The sequence below is a fragment of the Acidisphaera sp. L21 genome (assembly GCF_009765685.1).
Classification (GTDB): Bacteria; Pseudomonadota; Alphaproteobacteria; order Acetobacterales; family Acetobacteraceae; genus LMUY01.
In genome coordinates this window covers 49,026-73,849 of the sequence record NZ_LMUY01000102.1, presented here as the reverse complement: position 1 = coordinate 73,849, position 24,824 = coordinate 49,026, and the positions used below count along the sequence as shown (strand labels likewise).

The following is a 24,824-nucleotide window of genomic DNA, read 5'->3' as shown; positions in this document are numbered from 1 at the left end:
GGCAGACGGTTTCCTCAGAGACGCCGGGTCGGGATGGTGCGGGTACGCAGCGCCGCCCGACGGCGCAGTGCAAAGAAGTAGAAGATGGCGACGAGCAGACACCCGATGATCATCACGCCGATGATCCCAAGCGGAGAGTCGCGCAGCAGCCAGGACGGATACAGCCAGAACGGCAGCGTGCCGGTGGTGTATTCGGCGGCCACCCGATACGAGGTGAACCGGCCGCCCGAGAGCAGGGACAGGTCACCCTGGATCATCGGCGACTGATCCGGATCGCGCAGCGTGGTCACGATGCTTTCGACTGCCGCCGGTGCGCCGCCCAGAACCGCCACGACCGACCGGCCGCTATTCATCGGGCTCTGCGCGCCAACCAGCGCCGCGGTGTCATTGCCGACACTGGCATTCAGCACCGTGGTCGCACGCGTCCGATCCTCACGCCCTGGGTCGCCGAACAGGCGGCGGACGCTGTCCAGGCCGTTGGCGACCTCGACCGTTAGGCGGTTGCCGTTCACCCGGTAGGGCGAGTTCCGCAGCAAGTCCGCTGCTGGGCCAAGGCGATTGATCGTGCCCATCAGCAGGATGTTGCGGTCGGAGACGCTGTTGAGGGCGTCGGGCTTGACCACCACGTGGTGCAGCACCGGGTAACCCGTCAGCGAACCGATGCGGCCCATCATGTCCAGATAGGCGCCAACCTCAACCGGGTTCGGCTGGGCCGGCAGGACCACCGCGGTGTCGGACAGGTCCGCCATCCGGGTGAAGGGGAAGCCGGAGCTGACGAAGTACGCCAGGTTCGGCAGCTGGGCGAAGCGATAGGCGCGGCTGATGTCGAACGTGCTGTCTGGGTCGACTGCCATGCGGACATCCTGCGGGATGGCCACACAATCGCCGCGATGCAGCGGACGGGTGTCGAAGAAGAACTGCAGATCGTTCTGGCCGAACACCTGGTACGGCGGCACATCAACCCGGGACGTGGGCTGCGTTACGCCGAAGTTGAACAGGCGGGAGAACCAGGAGGCAGTGCGCGACGGCTCGGACGCGAGAGGCAGGCTGGACAGATAGAGATCGTTGATCCCAACGTCCAGGCGCGAGACGGCCAGGTCCTCGATCGGCCCAGGAGGGGCGCGGTAGCGCAGCTCCATCGGGAAGGTGCGATTGTGCCACGTATACAGGTCCGGTGCGGTGCGGAATGGCACGCGCATCGTGCCGGGCACGTAGCCGGTGCCCTGCAGTTCGGACGCATCCACCAGTTCGCCGAACTTCACGGCGCGGTCGGACGGGATCCAGGCCGGCGCGTCGTACGGCACGCGCTTGGCCACATCCGGCACCACCACAGTCGATGCATCGCCCGACAGCGTGCGGCTGCCCAGAGTCAACGACGTTGCGGCGGCCATTGCCTCCGGCCCGGTGCGCCCGGCGATCACCAGCAGCGAAGACGCCGGGTCGTTCGGGTTTGGTACCACGGCCAGGGTCGGACCATTCAGCGGCGGCAGGGTGATGTTGGCCGGGCGATCGGTGCCGGTCACGACGACGATGGCGTTACCCTCGCTCGGCGCATCGGTCACGACCGGGAAGGTAGCGCCGCGGAAGTCGGCAAGCTGGCCGAACCAGGAGGACACGATACCCGCGGCCTGCAGCGACTCGTTGGACGGGTTCGCCGGCAGCACGAACGGCAGCGACAACATGGTCTTTTCGTGCGGATCGAAGAATGGCAGCGGCAGGCGAGACAGATCGCGCTGCGGCGGCAGACGCTCCAGCGTCAACGTCAGCGTCGACGTGTCGGAGATCGTGGACCACAGCAGGCCGCTCAGCGGATCGTTACACTCTGGCGTGTAGCGGCCGGTGAAGCGGAAGTTCAGGCGGTTGTTGTCCTGGAAGAACACAGGGCTGACCGGCAGCTCGAAATTCTCGAACCGGGGCTGGTCGCGGTTGACCGGGATGGTGCCGACATATTGTTCGTTCATCGTCACGGTGACGTTGCTGAATTCGGGGATCAGCGCCGGGGACATCGCGCCGGACAGGTTTAACGTGGCGGCGGTAACGACCTCGTCGGCGCGGATGCCGAATTGGACGCCCTGCAACTCGCTGGTGCCGCGCAGGGTCAATGGGCCAAGGGCGCCCAGTTGATGCAGCGTCAGCACCAATTGACGCGACTGCCCGGCGGTTGCACCAGGCGTCGGGGTGAAGCTGGCGGGCGCGGTGCTCGCGGGCATCACCAGGCTAGATGGCGCACCCCCGGGCAATGGCGGTGGCGGCGACTGGTCGACGGTGGCGGCCGGCGGGGGCGCAACCACAGCGCCGGGCGCGCTACCAACATTGGTCGTGCCGCCGGGGGTCGTGCCGCCGGGCGTCGTGCCAACCGGCGTGCCAAGCAGACCTGGGGCGCGCGGCGCTTGGATCGCGGGTGCGGCACCCGGCAGCGGCCGGATGACGAAACCGCCGGGCTGGGCGCCCTGCCCGACCGTGCCCTGCGAGTGGGCGGCGGCCGGTACCAGCATCAGCGCGATGGCGGCGGCGGTGCCAACCAGCTGACGGCGACCGGGGGCTTGCGGACCGCTCCCGGTCGGGCGGCGCGGCGCACGGTCCGGTGCACGGAACAGGCCGCGAATGCTGACGAGAACTCGGTATAGGCTGGCGAGGGGACGATCCACCGGATAGGCGCTCCAATCGGTCCAGGCATCGGCCCGGCCAAAAACAACTTGAACAATAGCTGCCTCGTCGGCGACGCTGGCCGGTTGGAAGCTTACTTGCAGGAAGCGCTGCTCCCACCGCAGCAGACGCGCCGGGATCACGACCGGCTCACCACCTAGGACGAACTCCAGCTGCACCATGGCGCCATCCGTGACGCCCAGCGGACGCTCGGACACGACGGAGCTGCCGCCCTGTGAAAGGTCCTGCGTGATGCCGTTCACGGCACGGCCATCGGGCAGAATGATCGACACGGGCACCGTCGCGCGGACGCGGGCGCGGGTACGCATCTGGCGTGTCTCGCGCCCAACGGCCAGCGCGGCCATCACGGTCAGCAGGGAGAAGCCGCCCCAGATCGTGTTCAGCAGCAGCGCTTGGAAGGTCAGCTGTTCGGTATGGAAGAAGATCATCCCGACCAAGCCGCGGATCACGCCCGCCACCAAGAAGAAGGCGAGGATCAGGTTCGGATAGACAGCGCCCAGATCGAAATAGCCGTTTTCGAGCAAACCGCCCTTGTTGGTCACGTTGAACTTGCCGCGGCGCGGGGCGAACAGCGTCACCATCGTCACCCGCACCAGGAAGAGCGCCAGCACCGTCTCGTAAATTTCGGACCAGAACGAGTGGCGGTTGTTGCGCTGCAGGCGGGAGTTCGTCGCGACCGAGTGGAAAATGTGCGGCAGCGCGTAGGACACGATGGCCAGCGGCGACGCGGCGATGATGTTTAACCCAAACAGCAGGAAGGCGAGCGGCGCGGTGAGGAAGATCACGCGCGGCAGGGCAAAGAAGAAGTGGCCCATCGCCTGCAGGTAGCAAACGCGCTGCCCCAGGGTCAGCCCCGGCCCGAACATCGGGTTGTCCAGGCGGAAGATCTGGATCATGCCGCGGGCCCAGCGGATGCGCTGGCCGATGTGCAGGATCAGGCGCTCGGTTGCGAGGCCTGCCGCCAGCGGCAGGCGCAGATAGGCGCTGTCCCAGCCGCGGCGATGCATCTTCAGCATCGTGTGCGCGTCTTCGGTCACCGTCTCCACCGCGAACCCGCCGATCTCTTCCAGGGCCGCCCGGCGAAGCACCGCGCACGAACCGCAGAAGAAAGTCGAGTTCCAGTAGTCGTTGGCGTCCTGCACCAGGCCGTAGAACATGTTGCCCTCGGACGGCACGCGGGTGCCGGCGGCGAGGTTCCGCTGGAACGGGTCCGGCGAGTAGAAATGGTGCGGCGTCTGCACCAGCGCGTTGCGCGGCTCCGCAATCATCCAGCCCATCGTCATCTGCAGGAAGGCGCGGGTCGGGATGTGGTCGCTATCGAACACGGCAACGAACTCGCCATCGGTCTGCAACAGCGCGTTGTTGAGGTTGCCGGCCTTGGCGTGATTGTTGTTGGTGCGGGTGATGTAGCCAATGCCGCACTCGGCCGCGAACTCGCGGAATTCTTCGCGGCGCCCATCGTCCAGCAGATAGACGCGCATCTTCTCCGGCGGCCAGTCGATCGCCATGCAGCCCAGCACGGTGGCGCGCACGATCGACATCGGTTCGTTATAGGTGGGGACGTACACGTCGACGGTCGGCCATAGCGCGATGTCGTCCGGCATTGGAATCGGCCTGCGCTCCAACGGCCACAGCGTCTGGATGTAGCCGAGCACGAGGACGATGATCGCGTAGCATTCGGCTAGCGCCAGAACCATGCCGAGCAGGAGTTCGATAAGGCTGCCGAAGTCGAGCGTTTCGGTGACGCGCCAGAAGATATAGCGCATCGAAACCGCAAGGCTCAGGATGACGAGGAAGACGGAGACGTAACGGCCTTTGAAGCGGTTGGCGATCAAGAACACGATCGCCGAGGTCACTGCCAGGATCGCCTGCTGACGCGGGTCCAACTGCACGGTTGCGACGGCCAGCAGCAGGATGGCACCGATAACACCGCACACGATGTCGATGAGACGGCTAACCAGACTGCTGTGCGGAACACCTTGCCACCGCGCCCGTCGAACTCGAACCGTCTCACTCATTGCAACAATTTCCCACCTACGAAACGGGGATGACCAGCAGAGTAACGTCTTTGTGCGACAGTTTTTACCACGCGCACAGGGAATGCGGCAGAGTGGTGCACGAACGTTCCATCATACCCGCACCGGCTGTTGCCCAAGCGCAACACAGCCGTGTGCTGGATATGGCATGTCAGGACAACTGACGTCCTGACGCAGATGGAAGGAACCAGGCTAGTGCAGCCATTGCTAGCGCTGGTTAGGACGCGGCGAGAAACTCGAACACGTCAACTAAACTGCTGTGATAGTTGGGGAATAAAGTTTTCCGCGCCGTCATAGCCGGCGCGCCGTTCGCTGCGGCGGCGGCAAGCGGGTGCACCCCTGGAGGGTGGAGAACCGGCGCCGGCGGCACGGCCATGCGCGGCTGCGGTGCAACAGGTGCCGAATCGAATGTCTCCGTGTCGGGCGGCGTCACCGGGATCGAGGGCACAACCACGGGTTGTGGCATGGCCGGAATCGGAGCGACCGATGCGGGGGCGGCCCATTCGGCGAGCGGACGGGGTGGGGGCGCCACGGTGGCAGCCGGCGGAAAGAGCGGCGCAGGACGCATCATCGGGGGCGCCTGGATCGGTCGGCCGGTCACTGGGGCCAGGGGAGTAGCCGTCAGCGGAGCAGATGGTAGGGGAGCAGGCGCTGGCGCGACGAACGCCGGAGCAACCGGGGTCACCATGAGGGGCGCAGGTGGCATGTAGCCCTGCGGCGCCGGCTCAGGCGCGGCGGTCGGTTCGCTCTGCTGCGTGATCTCGGTATCGGCCACCACGGCCGGTGAAACAACGGGCGGTGAAACAACGGGCGTTACAAGAGGACGTCGCGGCAGGGTCAGAGACGGCCGGGTCTGCGACTGGCCGAAGCTATGGTAGCGGATCGACGGAGCCCCGAACGCGGCAAGCGCCTTGGTTACGTCGTTTGACTCTTCACTCATATCGTCCCCCGTCTATGCTGCGCGACCAGCCTCCTCCGCCGCAATTCGCGACAACAGAACCAGCCCAGCGCCGTAATAATCATTGGCTGCCATAACAGAAGGCAGCGCGCTCGTCCTGTCCAGACCCATCGTGTGGCTTGCCAGCGTGGCCACGGCACGGATCCCGGCGGGGGCGGAATACGGGGCCACTTCCTCGGTCCGCAGGTCGACCCAGGCGGGCTGCACGGCACGCTGCGCCGTCCAGTATTTGTGGAACGAGGTGAAGAGCGGTTCGGCCGCGATGCCGCCCCAGGCAAGATGCATCGGCACGCGGATCGCGTCCCAGGAGAAGCGCGGCGGCCAACCCGGCGCGATCCCCAGCGAGCCATCGGCCCGGTCCACGCGCACCCAATCCGGCGGCAGCATCCACTTGCCGTAGCGCGCCTGCAGGATCAGCGCCGCTCCTTCCCGCCGCAGCATCTCCCATTTCGGAGACGGCGCCAGCGCGGCGAGGTCCGGGAACAGGCCGAATGCGTAGTAGGACGGGTTGATGATCAGGCAGTCCGGCTTTTCGAACCCGACGGCGCCGGGCAGCAGCACGGTGCGCGTGCCGACGGTGCGGACCAGGCCCAATATGTCCTTGGCGATCCGTGCCGCCTGCGCCGCGTAGTCCGGACGCTGCCAGCGCACGGCGGCGCGGGCCAGGCCAGCGGCGATGTACAAGTCGCCATCGGTGGCGTTGTTCAAGTCGGACACGGGGTTGGCGTCAGTCGGCCTGTAGCGCCAGGCATGCAGGTTGTCGTTCGGACGGCGGCGCAGATTATGGGTCGTCCACTCCAGCAGGCGCTCGAACGTCTCGTGATCGTCGGCGGCCTGGGCGCCGATCAAGCCCCAGCCCTGCCCCTCGCTGTGGGAGGCGTTGCCGTTTCCGGTGTCGATGACGCGGCCCTCGGGGGTGATGTATTGGTGGCGAAAGGCTGCCCAATCCTGGCGCATCTCGGCCGAGTGGGCGCGCGGCGCCGGGGATGGCGGGGCCTTGAAGGTCGGTGCGGTGCTGGCGGGGCTGGCATCCATCGCGTTGGTATAGCTCGACTCGCGCTGCGGCCGGTTCGGCGCGATATCGTTCCACTCCGGCGCGAACTGCACCATCCCGGCGCCGATGCCAGCGGTCATCAGGGCCATGCCAGGCAGGAGGCGGCGGCGGCTGAGACCGCCATTGGAGTAGGAAGCGACATCTGAAGCTTGCACACGCGGTCTCCTGCGTGGCCTGGACATTGAGCGGCGGCCGCTCATCTGCGAGACAATGGATCGTGCGCTTCGTTTTGGTGCGCTCTATGGTGCCAAGTCTCACAGGAAGAGATTAACGTGAACTTTCCTCACCCGGCGAAATCTGCCTTGCGCGGTTTTTTTTGCCGGGCAGAAATTGCCGCCGGCGACCGAAGCAGGAGACAGCGATGACCGGCCGACACCGCCTTACCTTACGGATCGCCATGGCGGGGTGGCTGGCGGCTTGCCTGCCGCTGGGCCTACCGATGGGCCAGGCACTGGCGCAGAAGAACTTCGATCAACCGCCGCAGATGGGGAACTCGGCGCCCGAGGGGCGAAGAGACCGTGGCCATGGAGATGGGCACAACGCACGCTTCACGTTGATCAACGACAGCGACCAGACGATCGACAATCTGAATATCTCCCCCACCAAGGATGATTCTTGGGGGGATGACCTGCTCGGCACGCTGGCGATCCCGGCGCATAACCGTGTCATCGCCGGGCCGACACAGGAGACGGGCTGCCAGTTCGATGTGCGCGTCGTCTACCACGACCACCGGGAAGAGGTGATACGGCGGCAAAACCTGTGCAACCTGGAAGAACTCTCCTTCACTGGCCGCAACGCCCGCAGGCCGCAGGCGCGATCCCAGTCGGACGATTAGGAGGCGGGCTTCACCAGGGCGTACAGCGTCATCAGTGTGTTTCGCCCGCGAGAGTAGTTGAAGCCCGGCAGTGCGCCCAGCGTGCGCAGTGACAGGCCGAGCTTGGTAGCCTCGGCGTTGAACGATGCCTCGTCCCGGTCCGATATGGCGGCGGAGGCCGCCTTGCCATCCGCCAGCGCTTGCGCTCCGTCGGCGCCGGTCGCGGCCATGACCGTGCCAGTGCCAGCCAGCAGCATCAGGCTCGGTTCGTGGAAGCCGACTGCGGCGAGCGGTTGGTTGGACAGCCCGGCCTGGGTCAGCGCCTGTTCGATCCGCGGGGCGAGCCACAGGGGAGCCGCGTGCGGCAATTCCCAGCCAAGGAGGGAGGCGGTGACCAACAGCATCGCCGCCAGGGCGATGGTTGGGCGTGTGGGCTGGATCGCCAGCCAGCCCGCAAGGCAAGCGGCCAGCAGAGCCGGGAGACCCAGCATCCAGGACGCATGGATCACGATTGGCAACGCCGCAGCCCCCAGGCCAAGCACCGCGGCCGCCAACAGGGTGATGCCGGGCGCGATCCGCCTGGACCATAGCCCGCCAGGCTGCGCCGCGACCCATGCCTGGCCGGCCAGCAGGAAGATCGCCGGGTAGAGCGGCAGCGTATAGTGCGGCAGCTTGGTGGGAACAGCCTCGAAAACGATCCAGGACGGGATGATCCAGGCCACCAGGAAGCGCGTCGGTGCCTCTCGTCGTTGGCGCCAGAGAGTGGGGAGTGCCCGCAGCACGAGCAGCGTGCCGGGAAAGGCCAGGAGGGGCAGCAGCAGCAGATGCAGGCCGGGGGGACCGCCATGCGCGTCATCGCCGCTGGCCAGTTTGCGACCCAGATCGCCGCCCACTGCGTCACTGAAGAAGGCACCGTGCGTCGCCACGCCGATCGCGATGAACCACGGCAGCACCACCAGCAACATCAACACGACGCCGCTTTTGGGCCGCAGCGCCCTCAGCCACCCTGCACGACGGTCGGCGATGGCGAGGCTGAGCGCGGCGAGCCCGGCGACCATCGGGGTGAGCGGACCCTTCAGCAGGATGCCGGCGCCCATCGCGATCCAGAACAGCGCAGCCCCGCCGCGGCCAATCGGCAGCCCCGCATAGGCGCGGGCCAGTATCGCCATGGCGACCGTGGTGGCGCCGAGCAGCGCGGCATCGGTCTTCGCCATATGGGTTTCGACCACAACGATGACGCTGGCGGCCAACATCCCAGCCGCCAGCAATGCAGCCCGGCGGTCGCCCATGGCGCGGCCGATTTCGTAGGTCGCCAGCACCGCCAGCAGACCGCCCGCCATCGAGGGCAGGCGATAGGGCCAGACTGGGTTCTCGGTGGCCAGGTGTAGGCTGCGCGCGGCCGCTGCGAACGGCACCTGTAGCCAATAGATGCCGATCGGTTTGCGATTGCGCGGCTCGTCCCCGTTCATGATGCGGACGTAGTCGCCGGTCTCGATCATCTGTTTGCTGGCCTGGGCGAACCGGCTCTCGTCCCGGTCTGTCGGCGGCAGGGTGAACAGCCCCGGCAACCAAACGAGTAGGCAAAACGCAATCAGCAGCACACGCGGCCGCCTGGTGTCGAGCAGGTCCATGGCGCGGCGCTCTAGCATGTGCCCCCGATCCGCGCCATGAAGCGCGCCCAATGACCCCCCGCACCCCCCCACCACGGGCCGCACGCCCCGACCCGACGCGCGAGGGCGCGTTCGACCTACTATCCGCCGTGCTGGTGCGACACCGCTCGCTGGAGGACGCGCTGGACACGCTGCCCCCGGGGGAATTGCGCGACCGGGCGGCGGCGCACCGGCTGGCGGCGGCGGTGCTGCGGCGCACGGGGTCGCTGGACCAAGTGATCAAGCCGCATCTGCGCCGCGACCCGCCGGACCCGGTGCGGCAGATCCTACGCATGGGGGCGGCGCAGTTGCTGCTGCTGGATACCCCGGCCCACGCCGCGGTTGCCACAGCGGTGGCCCTGGCGCGCAGCCGAGGGCTAACCCCGTTCACCGGGCTGGTGAATGCGGTGCTGCGCCGGGTCGCCGAGTCGGGGGCGGAGGCGCTGGCCGCGCTGGAGGGCCCGCGTTTGGACACGCCGCATTGGCTGTGGAGCAGTTGGGGCAACGACGCCGCGCTCATTGCCGCAGGCCAAACCACCGAAGCGCCACTTGATTTGACGGTGATCGGGGAGCCACCCCCAGGCGGCGTCGTTCTGCCGACAGGGTCGGTCCGCTACCCGGCGGGGACGCGCGTGACGGAGCTGGCCGGCTACGAGGAAGGCAGGTTCTGGGTACAGGACGCTGCGGCTGCCCTACCCGCTCGGTTATTGGCGGCCAAACCGGGCGAGTCGGTGGCAGATCTGTGTGCCGCACCCGGTGGCAAAGCGGCGCAGCTTGCCGCGACCGGCGCCACCGTGACGGCGATCGAACGGGATGGGCGACGGATCGGCCGGCTGAATGACAATCTGGCGCGGCTGCGGCTGCCGGCGACCGTCGTGCAGGCCGATGCGACCACCTGGCGGCCGCCCGCCTTGCTGGATGCGGTGCTGCTGGACGCGCCGTGTAGTGCGACCGGCACCATTCGGCGCCATCCGGATGTCGTGCATTTAAAGTCGCAACAGGACGTGACCACCGCCGTGGCGCAACAGCAGGCGCTGATCATCGCCGCCGCCGCCATGCTGCGGCCGGGGGGGCGGCTGATCTACGCCGTGTGCTCGATGCAGCCGGAGGAAGGGCCGGGTGCGGTGCCCGTGGCGATGAACGCCGGGCTGCGGCACGAACGGTTTACGGCAGATGAATTAAGCACCCTGCCCGCCGCATTGACCAAAGCCGGATATCTGCGCACGCACCCAGGGTTGTGGCCAGAATACGGTGGTATGGATGGATTCTTTGCCGCCCGGTTCGTAAAGATATGAGCCGGTCGCTTGTGCTCAAATCGTCCGACACTCTAGAACCAATAAAATGCCAAACCGTGTCCTGATTGCCCCAAGCCTGCTGGCCGCCGATTTCGGCCGCCTGCGCGAGGAAGCCATCGCCGTCGAACAGGCAGGTGCGGACTGGCTGCACCTGGATGTCATGGACGGTCATTTCGTCCCCAACCTCAGTTTCGGCCCGGCCGTGCTGAAGGCGCTGCGGCCGCATGTGAAGATGGCCTTCGACGTGCATCTGATGATCGCGCCAGTGGACCCGTATATCGCGGCCTTTGCGGAGGCTGGGGCGGATCATATCTCGGTCCATGCCGAGGCCGGGCCGCACCTGCATCGCTCGCTGCAGCTGATCCGCTCGTTGGGCAAGTCGGCCGGCGTCGCGATCAACCCGGCGACCCCGCCCGAGGCGGTGGGGCAGGTGTTGGACCTGGTGGACATCATTCTGGTGATGACGGTGAACCCGGGATTTGGCGGGCAGGCGTTCATCGAGTCGACGCTGCCGAAGATCCGGGTGCTGCGGCAGATGACGGATGCGAGCGGGCGCAAAATCCGTATCAACGCTGATGGCGGGGTGACGGCGGAAACGGCGCCCCGGATCCTGGCCGCCGGGTGCGATACGTTGGTGGCGGGCACGTCGGTGTTCGGCGCGCCGCAGTATGGCCCGGCCATCGCTACACTGCGCCCGGCCGTCTGATGGCCGCGCGCTGGTGGCGTGATGCACGCCGGACGTTCGCGAAGATGCCAAGCCTGCGGATGGGCCGCATTCCGGACGGCCCGATGCTGCCGGTCCGCGATCTATGGCCTGGCGATGCAGCGCGCGGCGCGCGGCTGCTGAAGGGCGAGCTGGACGTGGACGGCACAGTCCTGCCGCTGCGCCCTGGCGGCTGGGGCGATGGTGGCACGTCGCCGATCCTGCTTTCGGTCGCGCATGGCTTCACCTGGTTGCGGGATCTGCGCGCCCTGGGCACCGATGCTGCGCGGGGCCGCGCCCGTGCGTTGGTTGGCGACTGGATCGGCAGCCCGGCCGACCCGATTACGCGCCGACCGGATGTGGCGGGCGCCCGGCTCGCGGCCTGGCTGGGGCATTACGATTTCTTCGCCGCCTCCGCCGACGACATTTTTCGCCAGCGGATGATGCAGCGCTTGGTGGCCGATGCGCGCGCCCTGGCGGCCGATCTGCCGGCGGAGGAGTTGGACGCCCGGGCGCTGACGGCGCTGAAGGGGCTGATCGCTGCCGCCGTGGCATTGCCGGACCAGGCCGCCTTCCTCACCCGCGCATTGCGGTTCTTGCCGCAGGAAATCGCGCGCCAGGTGCTGCCGGACGGTTGCCATGCAGAGCGTAGCCCGGTGGCGCAGTTGGTGGCGCTGCAGGATCTGGTGGAAATCCGCGCCCTGCTGCAGGCCGCTCAGGCCCAGCCGCCTGCCGCGTTGGCCGGCGCGATCGAGCGGATGGCCCCTGCCCTGCGCGCCATGCGGCACGGCGATGGTGGATTGGCGCTGTTCAACGGCAGCCGGGAGGAATCCGGCCCGCTGATCGAGTTGGTGCTGACCCAGGCTGGCCGGATTGGGCGCTCCCCCGTAAGCCTGACCGAGGGCGGGTTTCAGCGGCTGCAAGCCGGACGCACCGTGCTGCTGGTGGATTGCGGCCGGCCGCCGCCGCCGGGCGTGGACCGGTTTTCCCATGCCGGCACGCTGTCGATGGAGTTGTCGATTGGGCGGGAACGGCTGATCGTGAACTGCGGGGCGGCGCCGGCTGCTGGCTCGCAATGGCGGGATGCCACCCGCGCCACGGCCGCGCATTCAACGCTCGTGATCGGCGACACCAATTCCAGCGAGTTACGCGGCCCCGGCATCGGCCGGCAGCCGGAGCGGGTCGAGGCGCAGCGGCAGGAGGCGAACGGCGCGCATTGGCTAGAGGCGAGCCATGATGGCTACCGCAAGCCATTCGGCGCACTGCACCGCCGCCGCCTGTATCTGGCCGAAAGCGGCGAGGATATTCGCGGCGAGGACGCCATCGAGGCGCCCGAGCCGCAGGCTTATACGTTGCGCTTCCATTTACACCCCGCCGTCAGTGCCAGCCTGCAACAGGATGGTGAGGCAGTGCTGCTGCGCCTGCCATCGGGTTCTGGCTGGCGGCTGCGGGCGGAAGGCGCGCGGATTACCCTGGAAGAAAGCATCTACCTCGGCGGGTTGGAGCCGAAGCGGTCCGAGCAGGTGGTGCTGACCGGGTATGCCGATGGGCCGCAGCAGGTGAAGTGGGCGATCTCCAAGGTCGGCTGAGCCTATGAAGGTCGTCGAGATCGCGAACGTCGATTTCTCGCTGCGTCATTTCGTGCTGCCGCTGATGCGGGGCATTCGGGCGCGAGGGCACGAGGTGGTCGCAGTCACCGCAGAAGGGCCGCTGAACGCGGATGTTCGGGCGGAGGGGTTTCGGGTGCTGCCGGCGCCGTTCGTCCGCCGGGCATCGCTGCTGGCGCAATTGCGCGCCTTTATCGCCCTAGTACGGCTGCTGCGGCGGGAGAGGCCGGATTTGGTGCATGGTCACATGCCGATCAGCGGGTTTCTGGCGCGGCTGGCGGCACGGGCGGCGCGGGTGCCGCGCGTGGCGTATACCTGCCACGGATTTCTGTTCAATCAGCCCGGCCCGTGGACTCGCCGCACCGCCTCGTTCCTGATGGAATGGTTCGCCGGCCGGTTGACCGACGTGTTCATGACCGTGTCGGAGGAGGAGGCGGCGGATGCGCGGCGACTCACCATCGCCCGCCACGCCACCGCCGTCGGCAATGGCCGCGACCCGGCGTTGTTCCATCTGGATGCCGAGGCGCGTGGCCGAATCCGGGCGGAGCAGGGCGTGGCGCAGGACCAGGTGGTAATCGTCTGCGTGTCTCGCCTGGTGCGGCACAAAGGCTATCCGGAATTGCTGGCTGCCATGCGGGATGTGCCTGGCGCGGAACTGTGGATCGTCGGCGCGCGGTTGGACAGCGATCATGGCGAAGACCTCGGACCCGCGCTGGCCGAGGCCGCAGCGACCGGTCGGGCGCGGCTGCTCGGCTACCGCACCGACATTCCAGCGATTCTGGCCGCTGCCGACATCTTCGCCCTGCCCAGCCATTTCGAGGGGCTGCCCATGTCGGTGATCGAGGCGATGCTGACGGGACTGCCCGTCGTCGCCACCGACATACGCGGCCCGCGCGAACAGGTGGTGGCGGGCGAGACCGGGTTGCTGGTGCCGCCCGCGACGATCGAGCCCTTGGCTGCGGCACTGAACCGTCTGGTCGACGATCCGGCGCTGCGGATTGCCATGGGGAAAGCCGGTCGCGCGCGGGCGATTGCACGCTATGACGAGGCAGCCGTGATCAATCATACGCTGGACCTGCTCGGCCTGTAGGTCTATGCGCGCGGCCATGAGCCAGTCCGACATCGTCCCCATCACCCGCGCCCTCATTTCCGTCTCCGATAAGGAGGGGCTGGTCGAACTCGCGCAGGCGCTCGTCGCGCACGGGGCGCAGATCCTGTCCACCGGCGGGTCGGCGGCGGCGCTGCGCAAGGCGGGCGTGCCAGTGATCGAGGTGTCGGACCACACGGGGTTCCCGGAAATCCTGGATGGGCGGGTGAAGACGTTGGTGCCGCAGATCCATGGCGGGCTGCTGGGCCGGCGGGACCTGCCGGCGCATCAGGCGCAGATGGCGGAGCATGGGATTTCCCCGATCGATTTGCTGGTGTGCAATTTGTATCCGTTCGAAACCACGGTCGCGTCTGGCGCCGGGCCGGAAGACTGCATCGAGAATATCGACATTGGCGGCCCGGCGATGATCCGGGCGGCGGCGAAGAATCACAGCCACGTCGCCGTCGTCACCGACATTGCGCAGTATAGCGCGCTGGTGGACTCGCTGGTGGCGGGCGGCACGTCGCTGGTGCTGCGGCAGCAATTCGCCGGGGCGGCCTATGCGCGCACGGCGGCGTATGATTCCGCGATCGCGGCCTGGTTTGCCAGGCAGCAGGGTGTCGAGTTCCCCACCCGCTTCACCACCAGCGGCACGCTGCGGCAGACCTTGCGCTACGGCGAGAATCCTCACCAACGGGCGGCCCTCTACGCAAACGGCGACCGGCCCGGCGTTGCCAATTCCCGGCAGATCCAGGGCAAGGAATTGTCGTTCAACAATTTGAACGACACCGACGCCGCGTTCGAATGCGTGGCCGAGTTCGCCGAGCCCACCATCGTCATCGTCAAGCACGCCAACCCCTGCGGCGTCGCCTCCGCCCCGACGCTGGCAGCGGCTTGGGACGCGGCGCTGCGGTGCGACCCGGTGTCCGCCTTTGGCGGCATCGTCGCGATGAACCGGACGCTCGATGCCGCGGCTGCGGAGCGCATTGCCGCGATCTTCAGCGAAGTGATCGTGGCACCCGATGCGGATGAGGACGCGAAAGTCATCCTGTCCCGCAAGAAGAACCTCCGCTTGCTGCTGACCGGGTCCCTGCCCGACCCGGCGGCACCCGGGCTGCAGGTGCGCAGCCTGGCGGGTGGATTGCTGCTGCAAACGCGGGACGCCGGGCGGGTGAGTCCGGAGTCGCTGAAGATCGTCACCAAGCGCGCACCGACCGAAGCCGAATTGGCCGATCTGCTGTTCGCCTTCCGTGTGTGCAAGCACGTGAAATCCAACGCCATCGTCTACGTGAAGGAAGCCGCGACGGTTGGCGTCGGCGCCGGGCAGATGAGCCGGGTCGACTCCGCCCGCATCGCTGCGTGGAAGGGCGAGGCTGCGGCGAAGGCTGCTGGGCAGACCACGAATTTCACCGTCGGCAGCGTGGCTGCGTCGGACGCGTTCTTTCCCTTTGCGGATGGGTTGGAGGCAATCATCGCCGCCGGGGCCACCGCGGTGATCCAGCCCGGTGGCTCCATTCGCGACAACGAAGTCATCGCCGCCGCAGACCAAGCTGGTATTGCGATGGTCTTTACTGGGATGCGGCACTTCCGACACTAGAGCGTGCTTCGGCACGCCTAGTAATTGTCGAGGGATGCAGAATCTCCGATCAAACCAAGCGGTCTGACCGGATACTGCATTGAGAGGCATTCGCAACGCCTGCGTAAGGACTTGCTGAATACATTGAAAGCACGCATGGTCCGGTCATGCGTGCTTTCAATTCATTGTCCGAACGAGAAATCCTTGCCCTCGCCATTGCCAATGAGGAGGAGGACGGCCGGATCTATGCCGACTTCGCCGAGGGGCTGCGGGACGATTACCCCGACACCGCGCATATTTTCACCGACATGGCGAAGGAAGAGGATTCGCACCGCCGCCAGCTGATCGACACCTATGTCGAGCGGTTTGGGACCCATATTCCATTGATCCGCCGCCAGGATGTTCGCGGCTTCGCACCTCGCCGGGCGATATGGCAGTTCCGCCCACTGGGCCTGGATGCCGTTCGGGCCCATGCGCGGCAGATGGAAAGCGACGCCGCCCGTTTCTACCAGCAGGCCGCAGGCCGCGCGACCGACACGGCGGTGCGCCGTCTCCTCGGCGACCTGGCCGCCGCCGAGTCGGAGCACGAGCAGACTGCCGGGTCGATTGTCGAAAAACGCCTGCCCGGCGATGTGCGCGAACGCGAGGACGACGACGCACGCCGCCGCTTCGTGTTGCAAATCGTACAGCCCGGCCTTGTCGGGTTGATGGATGGGTCGGTGTCGACCCTGGCCCCGGTGTTCGCCGCCGCCTTTGCCACCCATTCGACTTGGAGCACGTTCCTGGTCGGGCTCGCTGCCTCGATCGGCGCGGGGATTTCGATGGGGTTTGCCGAGGCTTTGGCCGATGACGGCAAGCTGTCAGGCCGGGGCACGCCGTATCTGCGCGGGTTGGTATGCGGGCTGATGACCATGGCTGGCGGCATCGGCCACACTTTGCCATACTTGGTTCCCGCGTTCTGGACCGCGACCGGGCTGTCATTTGCCGTGGTCGTGGTCGAACTCGCCATCATCGCCTGGATTCAATGGCGCTACATGGAAACGCCGCCGCTGTCCGCCATGGCGAAGGTCATGCTCGGCGGCGCGCTGGTGCTGGCCGCCGGCATCCTGATCGGCAGCGGTTAGCCGCGGCCCTCTTCCACCGCGTGGCAGGCGACTTCCACCGGGCCAGCCTGGGTGTAGTCCGGCCGCTCGACCCGGCAGCGATCATTGGCCAGCGGGCAGCGCGGGTGGAAGGTGCAGCCTGGGGGTGGCGCGATCGGGCTGGGGACTTCGCCGCCGACGCCGGCGCGAACCCGGCCGACACCACCGGCGGCGTCCAGGTCGGGGATCGCGTCGAGCAGGAGCCGTGTGTAGGGATGGCGCGGTTCGGTGAAGATCGCCTCCGCCGGGCCATGCTCCACGATGCGGCCGAGATACATCACGCCCAAACGGTCCGACATGTGGCGGATGACGGAGAGGTTGTGGCTGATGAACAGGTAGGTCAGGCCTAAGCGGGTCTGCAACTCCCGCATCAGGTTCAGGATCTGCGCTTGCACGGACACGTCCAGCGCGCTGGTCGGCTCGTCGCAGACCAGGAAATCCGGCTCGGATGACAAGGCGCGAGCGATGGAGATGCGCTGGCGCTGGCCGCCGCTGAATTCGTGCGGGTATTTGGCGCCATCCGCTGGCGACAGGCCAACCTGGGACAGCAATTGGCCGACGCGGTCACCCACCGCCGAACCGCGCAGCATGCCGAAGGCGCGCAGTGGCTCGGCCACGATGTCCTGCACGCGCCAACGCGGGTTCAGCGAAGCGTAGGGGTCCTGGAAGATCATGTTCATCCGCCGCCGCAGGGCTGGCTGTGCCCGGGCGGAGGATAAGGATTGGCCTTCGAACCGGATGTCCCCGGAACTGGGCGGATACAGTCCGACCGCCAGGCGGGCGACCGTGCTTTTGCCGCAGCCGCTTTCGCCGACCAGCGATAGGGTGGTGCCTTTTGGGATGGAAAAGCTCACCTCGTCGACCGCGCGCAACGACCGCCGGCCGCTGCGCGACAACATGCGTTGCAGCCAGGGCTTGGACACGTCGAACGAGCGGCTGACCTTCACGGCCTCCAAAACATCAGCCATGGACGGCGCCCTCCGCATACAGCCAGCACGCGGCTTGGGTTTCTTTCGCCGGCATCAGGTTGGGCCGGTCGTGGCGACACCGCTCGAACACCTTCGGGCAGCGCGGATTGTAGGCGCAGCCGGGCGGGATCGCGTTCAGCCGCGGCATGGCGCCGTCGATCTGGGCCAGCCGGTCCACCCGGGCGCGCAGGGCGGGGATGGAGGCCATCAGCCCCTCCGTATACGGGTGCGACGGGCGGTGCACGACGGCGGCGACGCTGCCGACCTCGATCACCCGGCCGGCATACATCACCGCCACCCGGTCGCACGTCTCCGCAATCACACCCATGTCGTGCGTCACCAGCAGCACGGCGGTGCCGTGTTCGCGGGCCAAGCGGCGCAGCAGCGCGATCACTTGCGCCTGGATCGACACGTCCAGCGCGGTGGTCGGTTCGTCGGCGATCACCAGTTTGGGCTCGGCGCACAGGGCCAACGCGATGACCACGCGCTGGCGCATGCCGCCGCTGAATTCGTGCGGATAGGCGTCCACCCGTTCGGCGGCGCCGGGGATGCCGACATCTACCAGCCATTGCACCGCCCGCGCCTTCGCGTCCCGGTCCGACAGACCCAGATGGGTTTGCATCGTCTCCACCAACTGGCGGCCCACGGTGTATAACGGGTTCAGCGTGGTCAGCGGGTCCTGGAACACCGCGCCGATCTGGCGGCCGCGAATGCGGCGCATCTGTTCGGGCGGCAGCTTGTCGATACGGCGGCCCTCCAGACTCACCTGGCCGCCGACGATGACGCCGGGCGGCTCCAGCAGGCCGATGATGGCGGCACCGGTCAGCGATTTGCCGGCGCCGCTTTCGCCGACGACGCCCAGGATCTCCCCGGGTTGGATGGAGAGCGACACACGGTCCAGCGCGTGCAGGCGGCCCCGCCGGGTCGGGAAGTCGACCGACAGGTCCTGGACGTCCAGCAGGGCGCTCATCGCAGCCTCGGGTTCACGGCGTCGCGCAACCAGTCGCCGAGCAGGTTGATCGACAGCACCAGTGCCGCCAGCGCCACGCCGGGAAAAATGGTGATCCACCACTCGCCGCTATAGAGATAGTCGTTCCCGATACGGATCAGCGTGCCGAGCGATGGCTGGGTGGCCGGCAATCCGACGCCCAGGAAGGACAAGGTCGCCTCATCGAGGATGGAGCCGCCGATGTTGATGGTCGCGATCACCACCACCGGGCCCCAGGCATTCGGCAGGATGTGGGTCAGCACGATGCGGGGGCCGGACAGGCCGATCACCCGCGCGGCCAGCACGTAGTCGCGTCCGCGTTCGACCATGGTGGAACTGCGCACGGTGCGGGCGAATTGCGGCCAGCGGCTGATGCCGATGGCGAAAATCAGCACGTAGACCTCCAGCTTTTCGTGCAGGCTGGGGGGCAGCGCGACACCGACTACGCCGCTGACGAGTAGCGCAATGAGGATGGCGGGGAAGGTCAATTGCACGTCGGCGATGCGCATCAGCACCGCATCCACGGCGCCCCCCGCGTATCCGGCCGTCAGCCCGACCAGGATGCCGACGATGGTGGCGAACACCACGGCGGACAGGCCGATGATGAGGCTGATGCGGCCGCCGTACATCATGGCCGACACCAGATCACGCCCCTGGTTGTCGGTGCCCAGCAGGTGCGCCGCGGTGCCATCCGGCAGGAAGGCGGGCGGAATCATGCTGTCCATCAGGTTCAGGCTGGCCAGGTCGAACGGGTTGTACGGCGCGATCAACGGCGCCAGGGCCGCGGCGCCGACGCAGATGACGACGATCAGGGTCGAGATGATCGCGATCGGGGAGCGGCGGAAATTGTAGACGAGGTCGCTATCCAGCGCCCGCATCACCGCGCCGCTCATCGGGCGCGCCCCACGCGCAGCCGCGGGTCGACCGCGAAATACAGCATGTCGACGATGAGGTTGATGATCACGAACAGCACCGCCACCAGCAGCAGATAGGTCGACATGACCGGGATGTCGCCAACCTGGATCGACTGTACCAGCAGCAGGCCCATGCCGGGCCATTGAAACACCGTCTCCGTCACGATGGAGAAAGCGACGATGCCACCGAGTTGCAGCCCGGCGACGGTGATCACCGGCACGAGCGTGTTTTTCAGCGCATGGCCGAAATAGATCGCGCGATTGGTCAAACCCCGCGCGCGGGCGAATTTGATGTAGTCGGAGCGCAAGACCTCCAGCATCTCGGCCCGCACCAGGCGCATGATCAGCGTCATCTGGAACAGGCCGAGGGTGATCGCCGGCAGCACCAGCGCCTTCAGGCCAGACACGGTCAGCAGTCCGGTGGTCCAGCCGCCGATCGCCACGGTGGTGCCGCGGCCGTAGGAGGGAAGCCAGCCGAGCAGCACGCTGAACACCAGGATCAGCAGGATGCCGATGAGGAAAGTCGGTAGCGACACGCCCACCAGGCTGAGCACCATGAACACGCGGGAGGTGAACGCATTGCGGTAAATGCCCGTGTAGACCCCGGCCGGAATGCCCACCAGCATCGCGAACAATGCGGCCGCCAGCGACAATTCCGCGGTTGCCGGCAGACGCTCCGCAATCAGGCTGGAGACGGGGCGGGCCAGGCGATAGCTGACCCCAAACTCCCCATGCAGCACCGCCCAGATGAACTTGATGTATTGCACCAGGAACGGCTGATCGAGGCCGAGTTCGTGCGTCATCCGCACCCGGTCGGCCTCGGTGTAGGACGTGCCGAGCATGATGTTCACCGGGTCGCCGACGAAGGCGAACAGAGCGAACGCGATGAAACCGACGATCAGGAGGACGGGGATCGCCTGAAGAATGCGAGAGATGATGAAGGCGGGAATGGCTGATATGCCCCTGACGCAGATTCGCCCACGGTAGGACGCCGTTGCAGCCCCAAGCAAGGCAGATTCCGACGAACCCGGGGCGATTTCAGACGGTTGGATCTTTGCCCTGGGCGGCGAGCTCGTCGTTGGCGGTGGAGAACTCCGCTACCAGGGTGAAGCCCACGCCCAGCAGCACAGGACCGAGGAAGATTCCGAGCAGGCCGAAGGCGAGCGCGCCGCCGAGAACGCCCAGGATTGTCAGCAGGAACGGCAGTTGCGCGCCGCGGGCGATGAAGTAGGGGCGGATCACGCTATCCGCGCCGGACACGGCGACCACGCCGTAGACGACCAGGAAGATCGCCCAGCCCATCTTGCCTATACTGAGGAGCCACAAAGCCGCCGGGATCCAGATCATCGGTGCCCCGATCGGCAGCACCGACACGAAGCCGGCGATGGCGCCCAGCAACACCGGGCGCGGCACGCCCGTCAGCCACAGGCCGAACGCGGTCAACATGCCCTGCACCAGCGCCGTGCCCAGGAGGCCATACACGGTGCCGCGGATCACCTGGCCGGTGACCACGATCAGCCGCTCGGCATACGAGCCGGCGATGCGGCGGATGATGGCGCGCAGGTGCAGGCCCAGCCGGTCGCCGTAGACCCAGAAGAAGAAGGCAATGAACAATGCCATCAGGAATTGCAGCACGCCGGTTGCGATGCCCAGCAGCAGCGCCAGCCCGTTCTCCGCGATCATGCCGAAATAGGGCCGAAAGAAATCCGCCATGACGCTGAGGTCGGCAGCCCAGCTATTCCAGTATTCGGACAGCGTCGCGCCCAGCAGGGGAACCCGGATCAGCCATTCGGGCGCGTTTGGCAGGCCGCTATCCAGCAGCGAGTCGATAGACGCCCGCAGCCGCACCACGTCGTCCGACCCGGCGGGCGCGGCGACGGCCAGCGGCAGCACCAGCAGCAGCGAGGTGAGCAGGACCATGACCGAGGCGGCGCCGGTTCGGCCGATATGGCAGCGGTCACGCACCCACTCGAATACCGGCCAGGTGGTGAATACCAGGATGCCGCCCCAGAGCAGGGCAGAGGTAAAGGGGTGCAGCACAAAGCCGCAGCCGATGGCGATGCCGGCAAGCAGCAATCCCATTAGCAGCCGTTCTGCTATCATAGGCGATGGGTTAACCTAGGCCCCACACGCTGCCAACCCAAAAGGACCCGGCAATGCCCCGCTTCTGCGCCAACCTGTCGATGATGTTCAACGAGCACCCGTTCCTCGACCGCTTCGCCGCCGCTTCCAAGGCGGGGTTCACGGCGGTGGAGTTCCTGTTCCCGTACGACCACACCCCGGCCGAGATCCGTGCCCGGCTGGACGATAACGGGCTGGAGCAGATCCTGTTCAACATGCCGCCGGGGGACTGGGCCGCAGGCGAGCGCGGGACCGCCAGCCTGGTGGGCCGCACGGTGGAATTCCGCGACGGGGTGAAGAAGGCGCTGGAGTATGCCGCCGTGTTCGGCACCAAACGGCTGCACTGCATGGCCGGGATGCTACCGGCTGGCGTGGCGTATGACACCGCCGCAAGCCTGTATGCCGCCAACCTCGCCTGGGCCTGCGAATTGGCGAGGCAGGCTGGTGTGCTGGTGGTGATTGAGCCGATCAACCATCGCGACATGCCGGGCTTCTTCCTCAACACCACGGGCCAGGGTGCCGCCGTGGTCGAGGCCATTGGGCGTGATCGACTCGCGTTGCTGTTCGACATCTATCACTGCCAGATCACAGAGGGCGACGTGACCAGCCGCATGGCGAAGCTTCTGCCGTTGATCGGCCACATCCAAATTGCGGATGTTCCGGCAAGAAATGAGCCGGGAACGGGTGAAATCAATTGGAAGTTCGTGTTCCAAAGAATGGATGCGATCGGATATGACGGCTGGGTTGGCTGTGAATACCGGCCTGCCGGAGACACAATCGCTGGCTTAACTTGGATCAAGAACGTTAACGATTAACAGAGACACCGTCTCTATTCGCAAGCATGCGCCACGAATTCGCAACCTATGATTGATCTTTGGATAAAAAAGAGTTCTACTTGGAACGAGGCCTTGACGTGCTCTCTCACGGTAGCGTTATGTCAACGTGCGGGGAGTCTCGTTCGTGAGATCGGTCGTAGCTGGTGGGGAGCTTAGTGGTATGAGATTCACGGAGATCGGCCAGCAATTGCGGGCGTATCGACTCGAATCCGGCCTGCGTGCGGAAGAGATCGCTGCACGACTCGGCGTCTCACGCGCTGCTCTGTATCGATACGAGAAGGGCGAGGTCATCAAGCTGGACACCGTGAAGCGGTTGGCCGAGCTGTTGAAGATCTCCCCGCTCTCGCTCCTGGGGATCGGGGTCGAGTATTATAATCGACCGGTCGGGTATTTCGAGCGTATTCGCCAGACCGAGGAATCGGCCGACCAGATCCTTCAGGTGTTTGGTCCGCTATGCTACCTCACCACGTCCGAGGCGTATGACGCCGCGCTGGCAGATGCGTATGAGGAGTCGATGTCGCAGTCGGCTGGCGACAAGGCCAGCCTGCGCGCCTCGATCGAGCAGGTGCAGGGCATCCTGGCTGCTCGCAAGCGCATGTATGCGATGCGTCGCCCCGGCATCATTGCAATCCTGTCGCTGCCGCGCATTCAGCGCCTGCTGGATGCTGGCATCGCCGGCAGCCTGACCCTGTCCGATTCGATGCGTCGCCGCTGCCGGCAGGTGGCCGAATCCGAGATCGAGCACATCGCCGCCATGATGGAAGCAGAGCCGATGGGTCTGCAGTTCGGCGTACTGCCGTCGGCCGAGCCCACGAGTTCGTTCAAGATCCTGCGGGCACGGGACCGCGCGACGCTGGCGATCAACCCGTTCCGTGCCGATGGCCTGCCCAGCATCCAGACCGGTGTGGCGATGATCACCGGCGCCGACGAGGCTGTGGCTACCCACCAGCGCGTGGCCGAGCAGATGTGGCGCGAATCGCTGAAGGGTGCCGCCGGCGCCGCCCAGGTGCGCGCCCTGATGCAGATGCAGCGCGCCGCCTGAGACTGGCCCGCCTGCCCTCCACGGTCTAGATATCGGGGATGGCCGAATCCCCTGACGTGACCGTTCTGTCGACCGAGACCGTCTGGAAGCGACGCACCCAACTGGATGTCGTCAAGTTTCGGCAGCGCCGCTTCGATGGCGCCATGTCCGACACCCGCACCTGGGAAGTCTGGCTTCGTGGGCACGCCGTCGGCGTTCTGCCCTACGACCCCGTCACCGACCAACTCGTCATGATCGAGCAGTTCCGCTATCCGGCGACGCTGGCCGGCCTGGATCCCATGATGCTCGAAATCCCCGGCGGCTTCATGGATGCCGGGGAGACGGAGCAGCAAACCGCCGCGCGCGAGATGCAGGAGGAGATGGGTTTGAGCGTCGACCGGCTGCACCGGGTCGGCCAGTTCATCCTCAGCGCCGGCGGATCGGATGAGACGGTGACCATCTTCGCCGGCCGGATCGTGGCGCCGCCCGCGGATGCGGCGGGCATTGCCGGCCATGGCGGGCTGGCGAGCGAGAACGAGGACATCCGTACCCGCGTGCTTCCCGCCGCCGCCACGATCGAGAGTGCACTGGCCGGGCGTTACCAAAACTCGATCACTGCGATGGCCCTCCTGTGGTTCGCATCCCGGCGGGACTGGTTGCGAAAGGAGTGGGCGGTATGAGCGGCAAATTGTTTCTGGACGATTCCTATCTCGAATTGAGCCAGGCGGTGGTGGCCTCGGTCGTGCCGGGCGGCGTGGTGCTCAGCCAGTCGCCGTTCTACGCCCGCAGCGGCGGCCAGCCCGGCGATTCCGGCAAGCTGGCCTGGGCTGGCGCGCGGGCGGTGGTGGCCGAGGCGATCAAGGGCGACGGCGACACCGTCGTATTGCCGATCGAGGGGGAGTTGCCGACGCCGGGCACGGCGATCATCGCCACGATCGATTGGCCGCGCCGCTACGCTCATATGCGCATGCACACCGCGCTGCATCTGCTGTGCAGCCTGCTACCCGGCGCCGCGGTGACGGGCGGGCAGATCGGGGCGGAGAAATCCCGGCTGGATTTCGACATTCCCGCTGCACCGGATGCCACGAGCATCGAGGCCGGGTTGGCCAGGCTGATCGCAGCCGACCATCCGATCCATACCGAATGGGTGGATGAAAGCGTGCTGGACACCAATCCTGGGCTGGTGCGCACCCTGTCCGTGAAACCGCCGCGCGGCACCGGGCGGCTGCGGTTGGTGCGGATCGGGCCGGAGGAGGCGCCGGTGGATCTGCAGCCCTGCGGCGGTACCCATGTCGCGCGAACCGGCGAAATCGGGCAGGTTCGCGTGCTGAAGATCGAGAACAAGGGCAAGCAAAACCGGCGCATCACGCTGGTCTTCGGGGAATGAA

19 protein-coding genes are annotated in these 24,824 nt (G+C 66.7%); 11 read left to right on the top strand and 8 right to left on the bottom strand.

Annotated features, from left to right (window positions below):
• Positions 1-14: 14 nt before the first annotated feature.
• The gene (gene bcsA / locus GSQ76_RS20215; protein WP_158745916.1) at positions 15-4,685 is read right to left on the bottom strand and encodes a UDP-forming cellulose synthase catalytic subunit; all 4,671 of its coding nucleotides are present in this window, start codon (positions 4,683-4,685) and stop codon (positions 15-17) included.
• Between the two features lie 970 nt (positions 4,686-5,655).
• A complete protein-coding gene (locus GSQ76_RS20210) occupies positions 5,656-6,870 on the bottom strand; it encodes a glycosyl hydrolase family 8 (protein ID WP_158745915.1) in 1,215 nt (404 codons plus the stop codon).
• A 206-nt stretch (positions 6,871-7,076) separates the two neighbouring features.
• Here GSQ76_RS20210 and GSQ76_RS20205 point away from each other — a divergent pair, with 206 nt between their 5' ends.
• Positions 7,077-7,550 (top strand): hypothetical protein, encoded by a 474-nt coding sequence (locus GSQ76_RS20205; protein ID WP_158745914.1) that lies wholly within the window; start codon positions 7,077-7,079, stop codon positions 7,548-7,550.
• Here the strand turns inward: GSQ76_RS20205 and GSQ76_RS20200 are convergent.
• A complete protein-coding gene (locus GSQ76_RS20200) occupies positions 7,547-9,178 on the bottom strand; it encodes a glycosyltransferase family 39 protein (RefSeq protein ID WP_158745913.1) in 1,632 nt (543 codons plus the stop codon). The two genes, GSQ76_RS20205 and GSQ76_RS20200, sit on opposite strands and share 4 nt — an antisense overlap.
• Positions 9,179-9,210: 32 nt before the next feature.
• Between GSQ76_RS20200 and GSQ76_RS20195 the strand changes: the two genes are divergently transcribed.
• The 6 genes from GSQ76_RS20195 (at position 9,211) to mbfA (ending at position 16,570) form a co-directional block, all read left to right on the top strand.
• The gene (locus tag GSQ76_RS20195; RefSeq protein WP_158745912.1) at positions 9,211-10,473 is read left to right on the top strand and encodes an RsmB/NOP family class I SAM-dependent RNA methyltransferase; all 1,263 of its coding nucleotides are present in this window, start codon (positions 9,211-9,213) and stop codon (positions 10,471-10,473) included.
• A 46-nt stretch (positions 10,474-10,519) separates the two neighbouring features.
• Complete coding sequence (gene rpe, locus GSQ76_RS20190) at positions 10,520-11,179, top strand: ribulose-phosphate 3-epimerase (protein WP_158745911.1); 660 nt, start codon at positions 10,520-10,522, stop codon at positions 11,177-11,179.
• 44 nt (positions 11,180-11,223) lie between these two features.
• Positions 11,224-12,765, top strand: coding sequence for a heparinase II/III family protein (locus tag GSQ76_RS20185; RefSeq protein WP_254070522.1), 1,542 nt, complete (start codon positions 11,224-11,226; stop codon positions 12,763-12,765).
• Between the two features lie 4 nt (positions 12,766-12,769).
• The gene (locus GSQ76_RS20180; RefSeq protein WP_158745909.1) at positions 12,770-13,873 is read left to right on the top strand and encodes a glycosyltransferase family 4 protein; all 1,104 of its coding nucleotides are present in this window, start codon (positions 12,770-12,772) and stop codon (positions 13,871-13,873) included.
• A 16-nt stretch (positions 13,874-13,889) separates the two neighbouring features.
• Positions 13,890-15,467: a bifunctional phosphoribosylaminoimidazolecarboxamide formyltransferase/IMP cyclohydrolase gene (gene purH / locus GSQ76_RS20175; protein WP_158745908.1), complete on the top strand. Its 1,578-nt coding sequence runs from the start codon at positions 13,890-13,892 to the stop codon at positions 15,465-15,467.
• A 146-nt stretch (positions 15,468-15,613) separates the two neighbouring features.
• The gene (gene mbfA, locus GSQ76_RS20170) at positions 15,614-16,570 is read left to right on the top strand and encodes an iron exporter MbfA (RefSeq protein ID WP_158745907.1); all 957 of its coding nucleotides are present in this window, start codon (positions 15,614-15,616) and stop codon (positions 16,568-16,570) included.
• Here mbfA and GSQ76_RS20165 read toward each other — a convergent pair.
• The 5 genes from GSQ76_RS20165 to GSQ76_RS20145 all read right to left on the bottom strand — a co-directional run bounded on the left by GSQ76_RS20165 (position 16,567) and on the right by GSQ76_RS20145 (position 21,561).
• On the bottom strand, positions 16,567-17,556 hold the full coding sequence (locus GSQ76_RS20165; RefSeq protein WP_216851185.1) for an ABC transporter ATP-binding protein: 990 nt from the start codon (positions 17,554-17,556) through the stop codon (positions 16,567-16,569). The two genes, mbfA and GSQ76_RS20165, sit on opposite strands and share 4 nt — an antisense overlap.
• Positions 17,549-18,526, bottom strand: a complete 978-nt coding sequence (locus GSQ76_RS20160) for an ABC transporter ATP-binding protein (RefSeq protein WP_158745905.1) — start codon at positions 18,524-18,526, stop codon at positions 17,549-17,551. Before GSQ76_RS20160 ends, GSQ76_RS20165 begins: the two co-directional genes overlap by 8 nt.
• Positions 18,523-19,437, bottom strand: coding sequence for an ABC transporter permease (locus tag GSQ76_RS20155; RefSeq protein ID WP_158745904.1), 915 nt, complete (start codon positions 19,435-19,437; stop codon positions 18,523-18,525). Before GSQ76_RS20155 ends, GSQ76_RS20160 begins: the two co-directional genes overlap by 4 nt.
• Positions 19,434-20,408 carry an ABC transporter permease gene (locus tag GSQ76_RS20150; RefSeq protein WP_158745937.1) on the bottom strand — a complete coding sequence of 325 codons (975 nt, stop codon included), beginning with the start codon at positions 20,406-20,408 and terminating at the stop codon, positions 19,434-19,436. The genes GSQ76_RS20155 and GSQ76_RS20150 overlap by 4 nt, the downstream gene beginning before the upstream one ends.
• An 88-nt stretch (positions 20,409-20,496) precedes the next feature.
• Positions 20,497-21,561, bottom strand: a complete 1,065-nt coding sequence (locus GSQ76_RS20145) for an AI-2E family transporter (protein WP_158745903.1) — start codon at positions 21,559-21,561, stop codon at positions 20,497-20,499.
• A 53-nt stretch (positions 21,562-21,614) separates the two neighbouring features.
• Between GSQ76_RS20145 and otnI the strand changes: the two genes are divergently transcribed.
• The 4 genes from otnI to GSQ76_RS20125 all read left to right on the top strand — a co-directional run bounded on the left by otnI (position 21,615) and on the right by GSQ76_RS20125 (position 24,823).
• The gene (gene otnI / locus GSQ76_RS20140; RefSeq protein ID WP_158745902.1) at positions 21,615-22,394 is read left to right on the top strand and encodes a 2-oxo-tetronate isomerase; all 780 of its coding nucleotides are present in this window, start codon (positions 21,615-21,617) and stop codon (positions 22,392-22,394) included.
• A 181-nt stretch (positions 22,395-22,575) separates the two neighbouring features.
• Positions 22,576-23,457, top strand: coding sequence for a helix-turn-helix domain-containing protein (locus GSQ76_RS20135; RefSeq protein ID WP_158745901.1), 882 nt, complete (start codon positions 22,576-22,578; stop codon positions 23,455-23,457).
• 38 nt (positions 23,458-23,495) lie between these two features.
• Positions 23,496-24,116 (top strand): NUDIX domain-containing protein, encoded by a 621-nt coding sequence (locus tag GSQ76_RS20130; RefSeq protein WP_158745900.1) that lies wholly within the window; start codon positions 23,496-23,498, stop codon positions 24,114-24,116.
• A complete protein-coding gene (locus GSQ76_RS20125; RefSeq protein ID WP_158745899.1) occupies positions 24,113-24,823 on the top strand; it encodes an alanyl-tRNA editing protein in 711 nt (236 codons plus the stop codon). Before GSQ76_RS20130 ends, GSQ76_RS20125 begins: the two co-directional genes overlap by 4 nt.
• Position 24,824 lies beyond the last annotated feature (1 nt).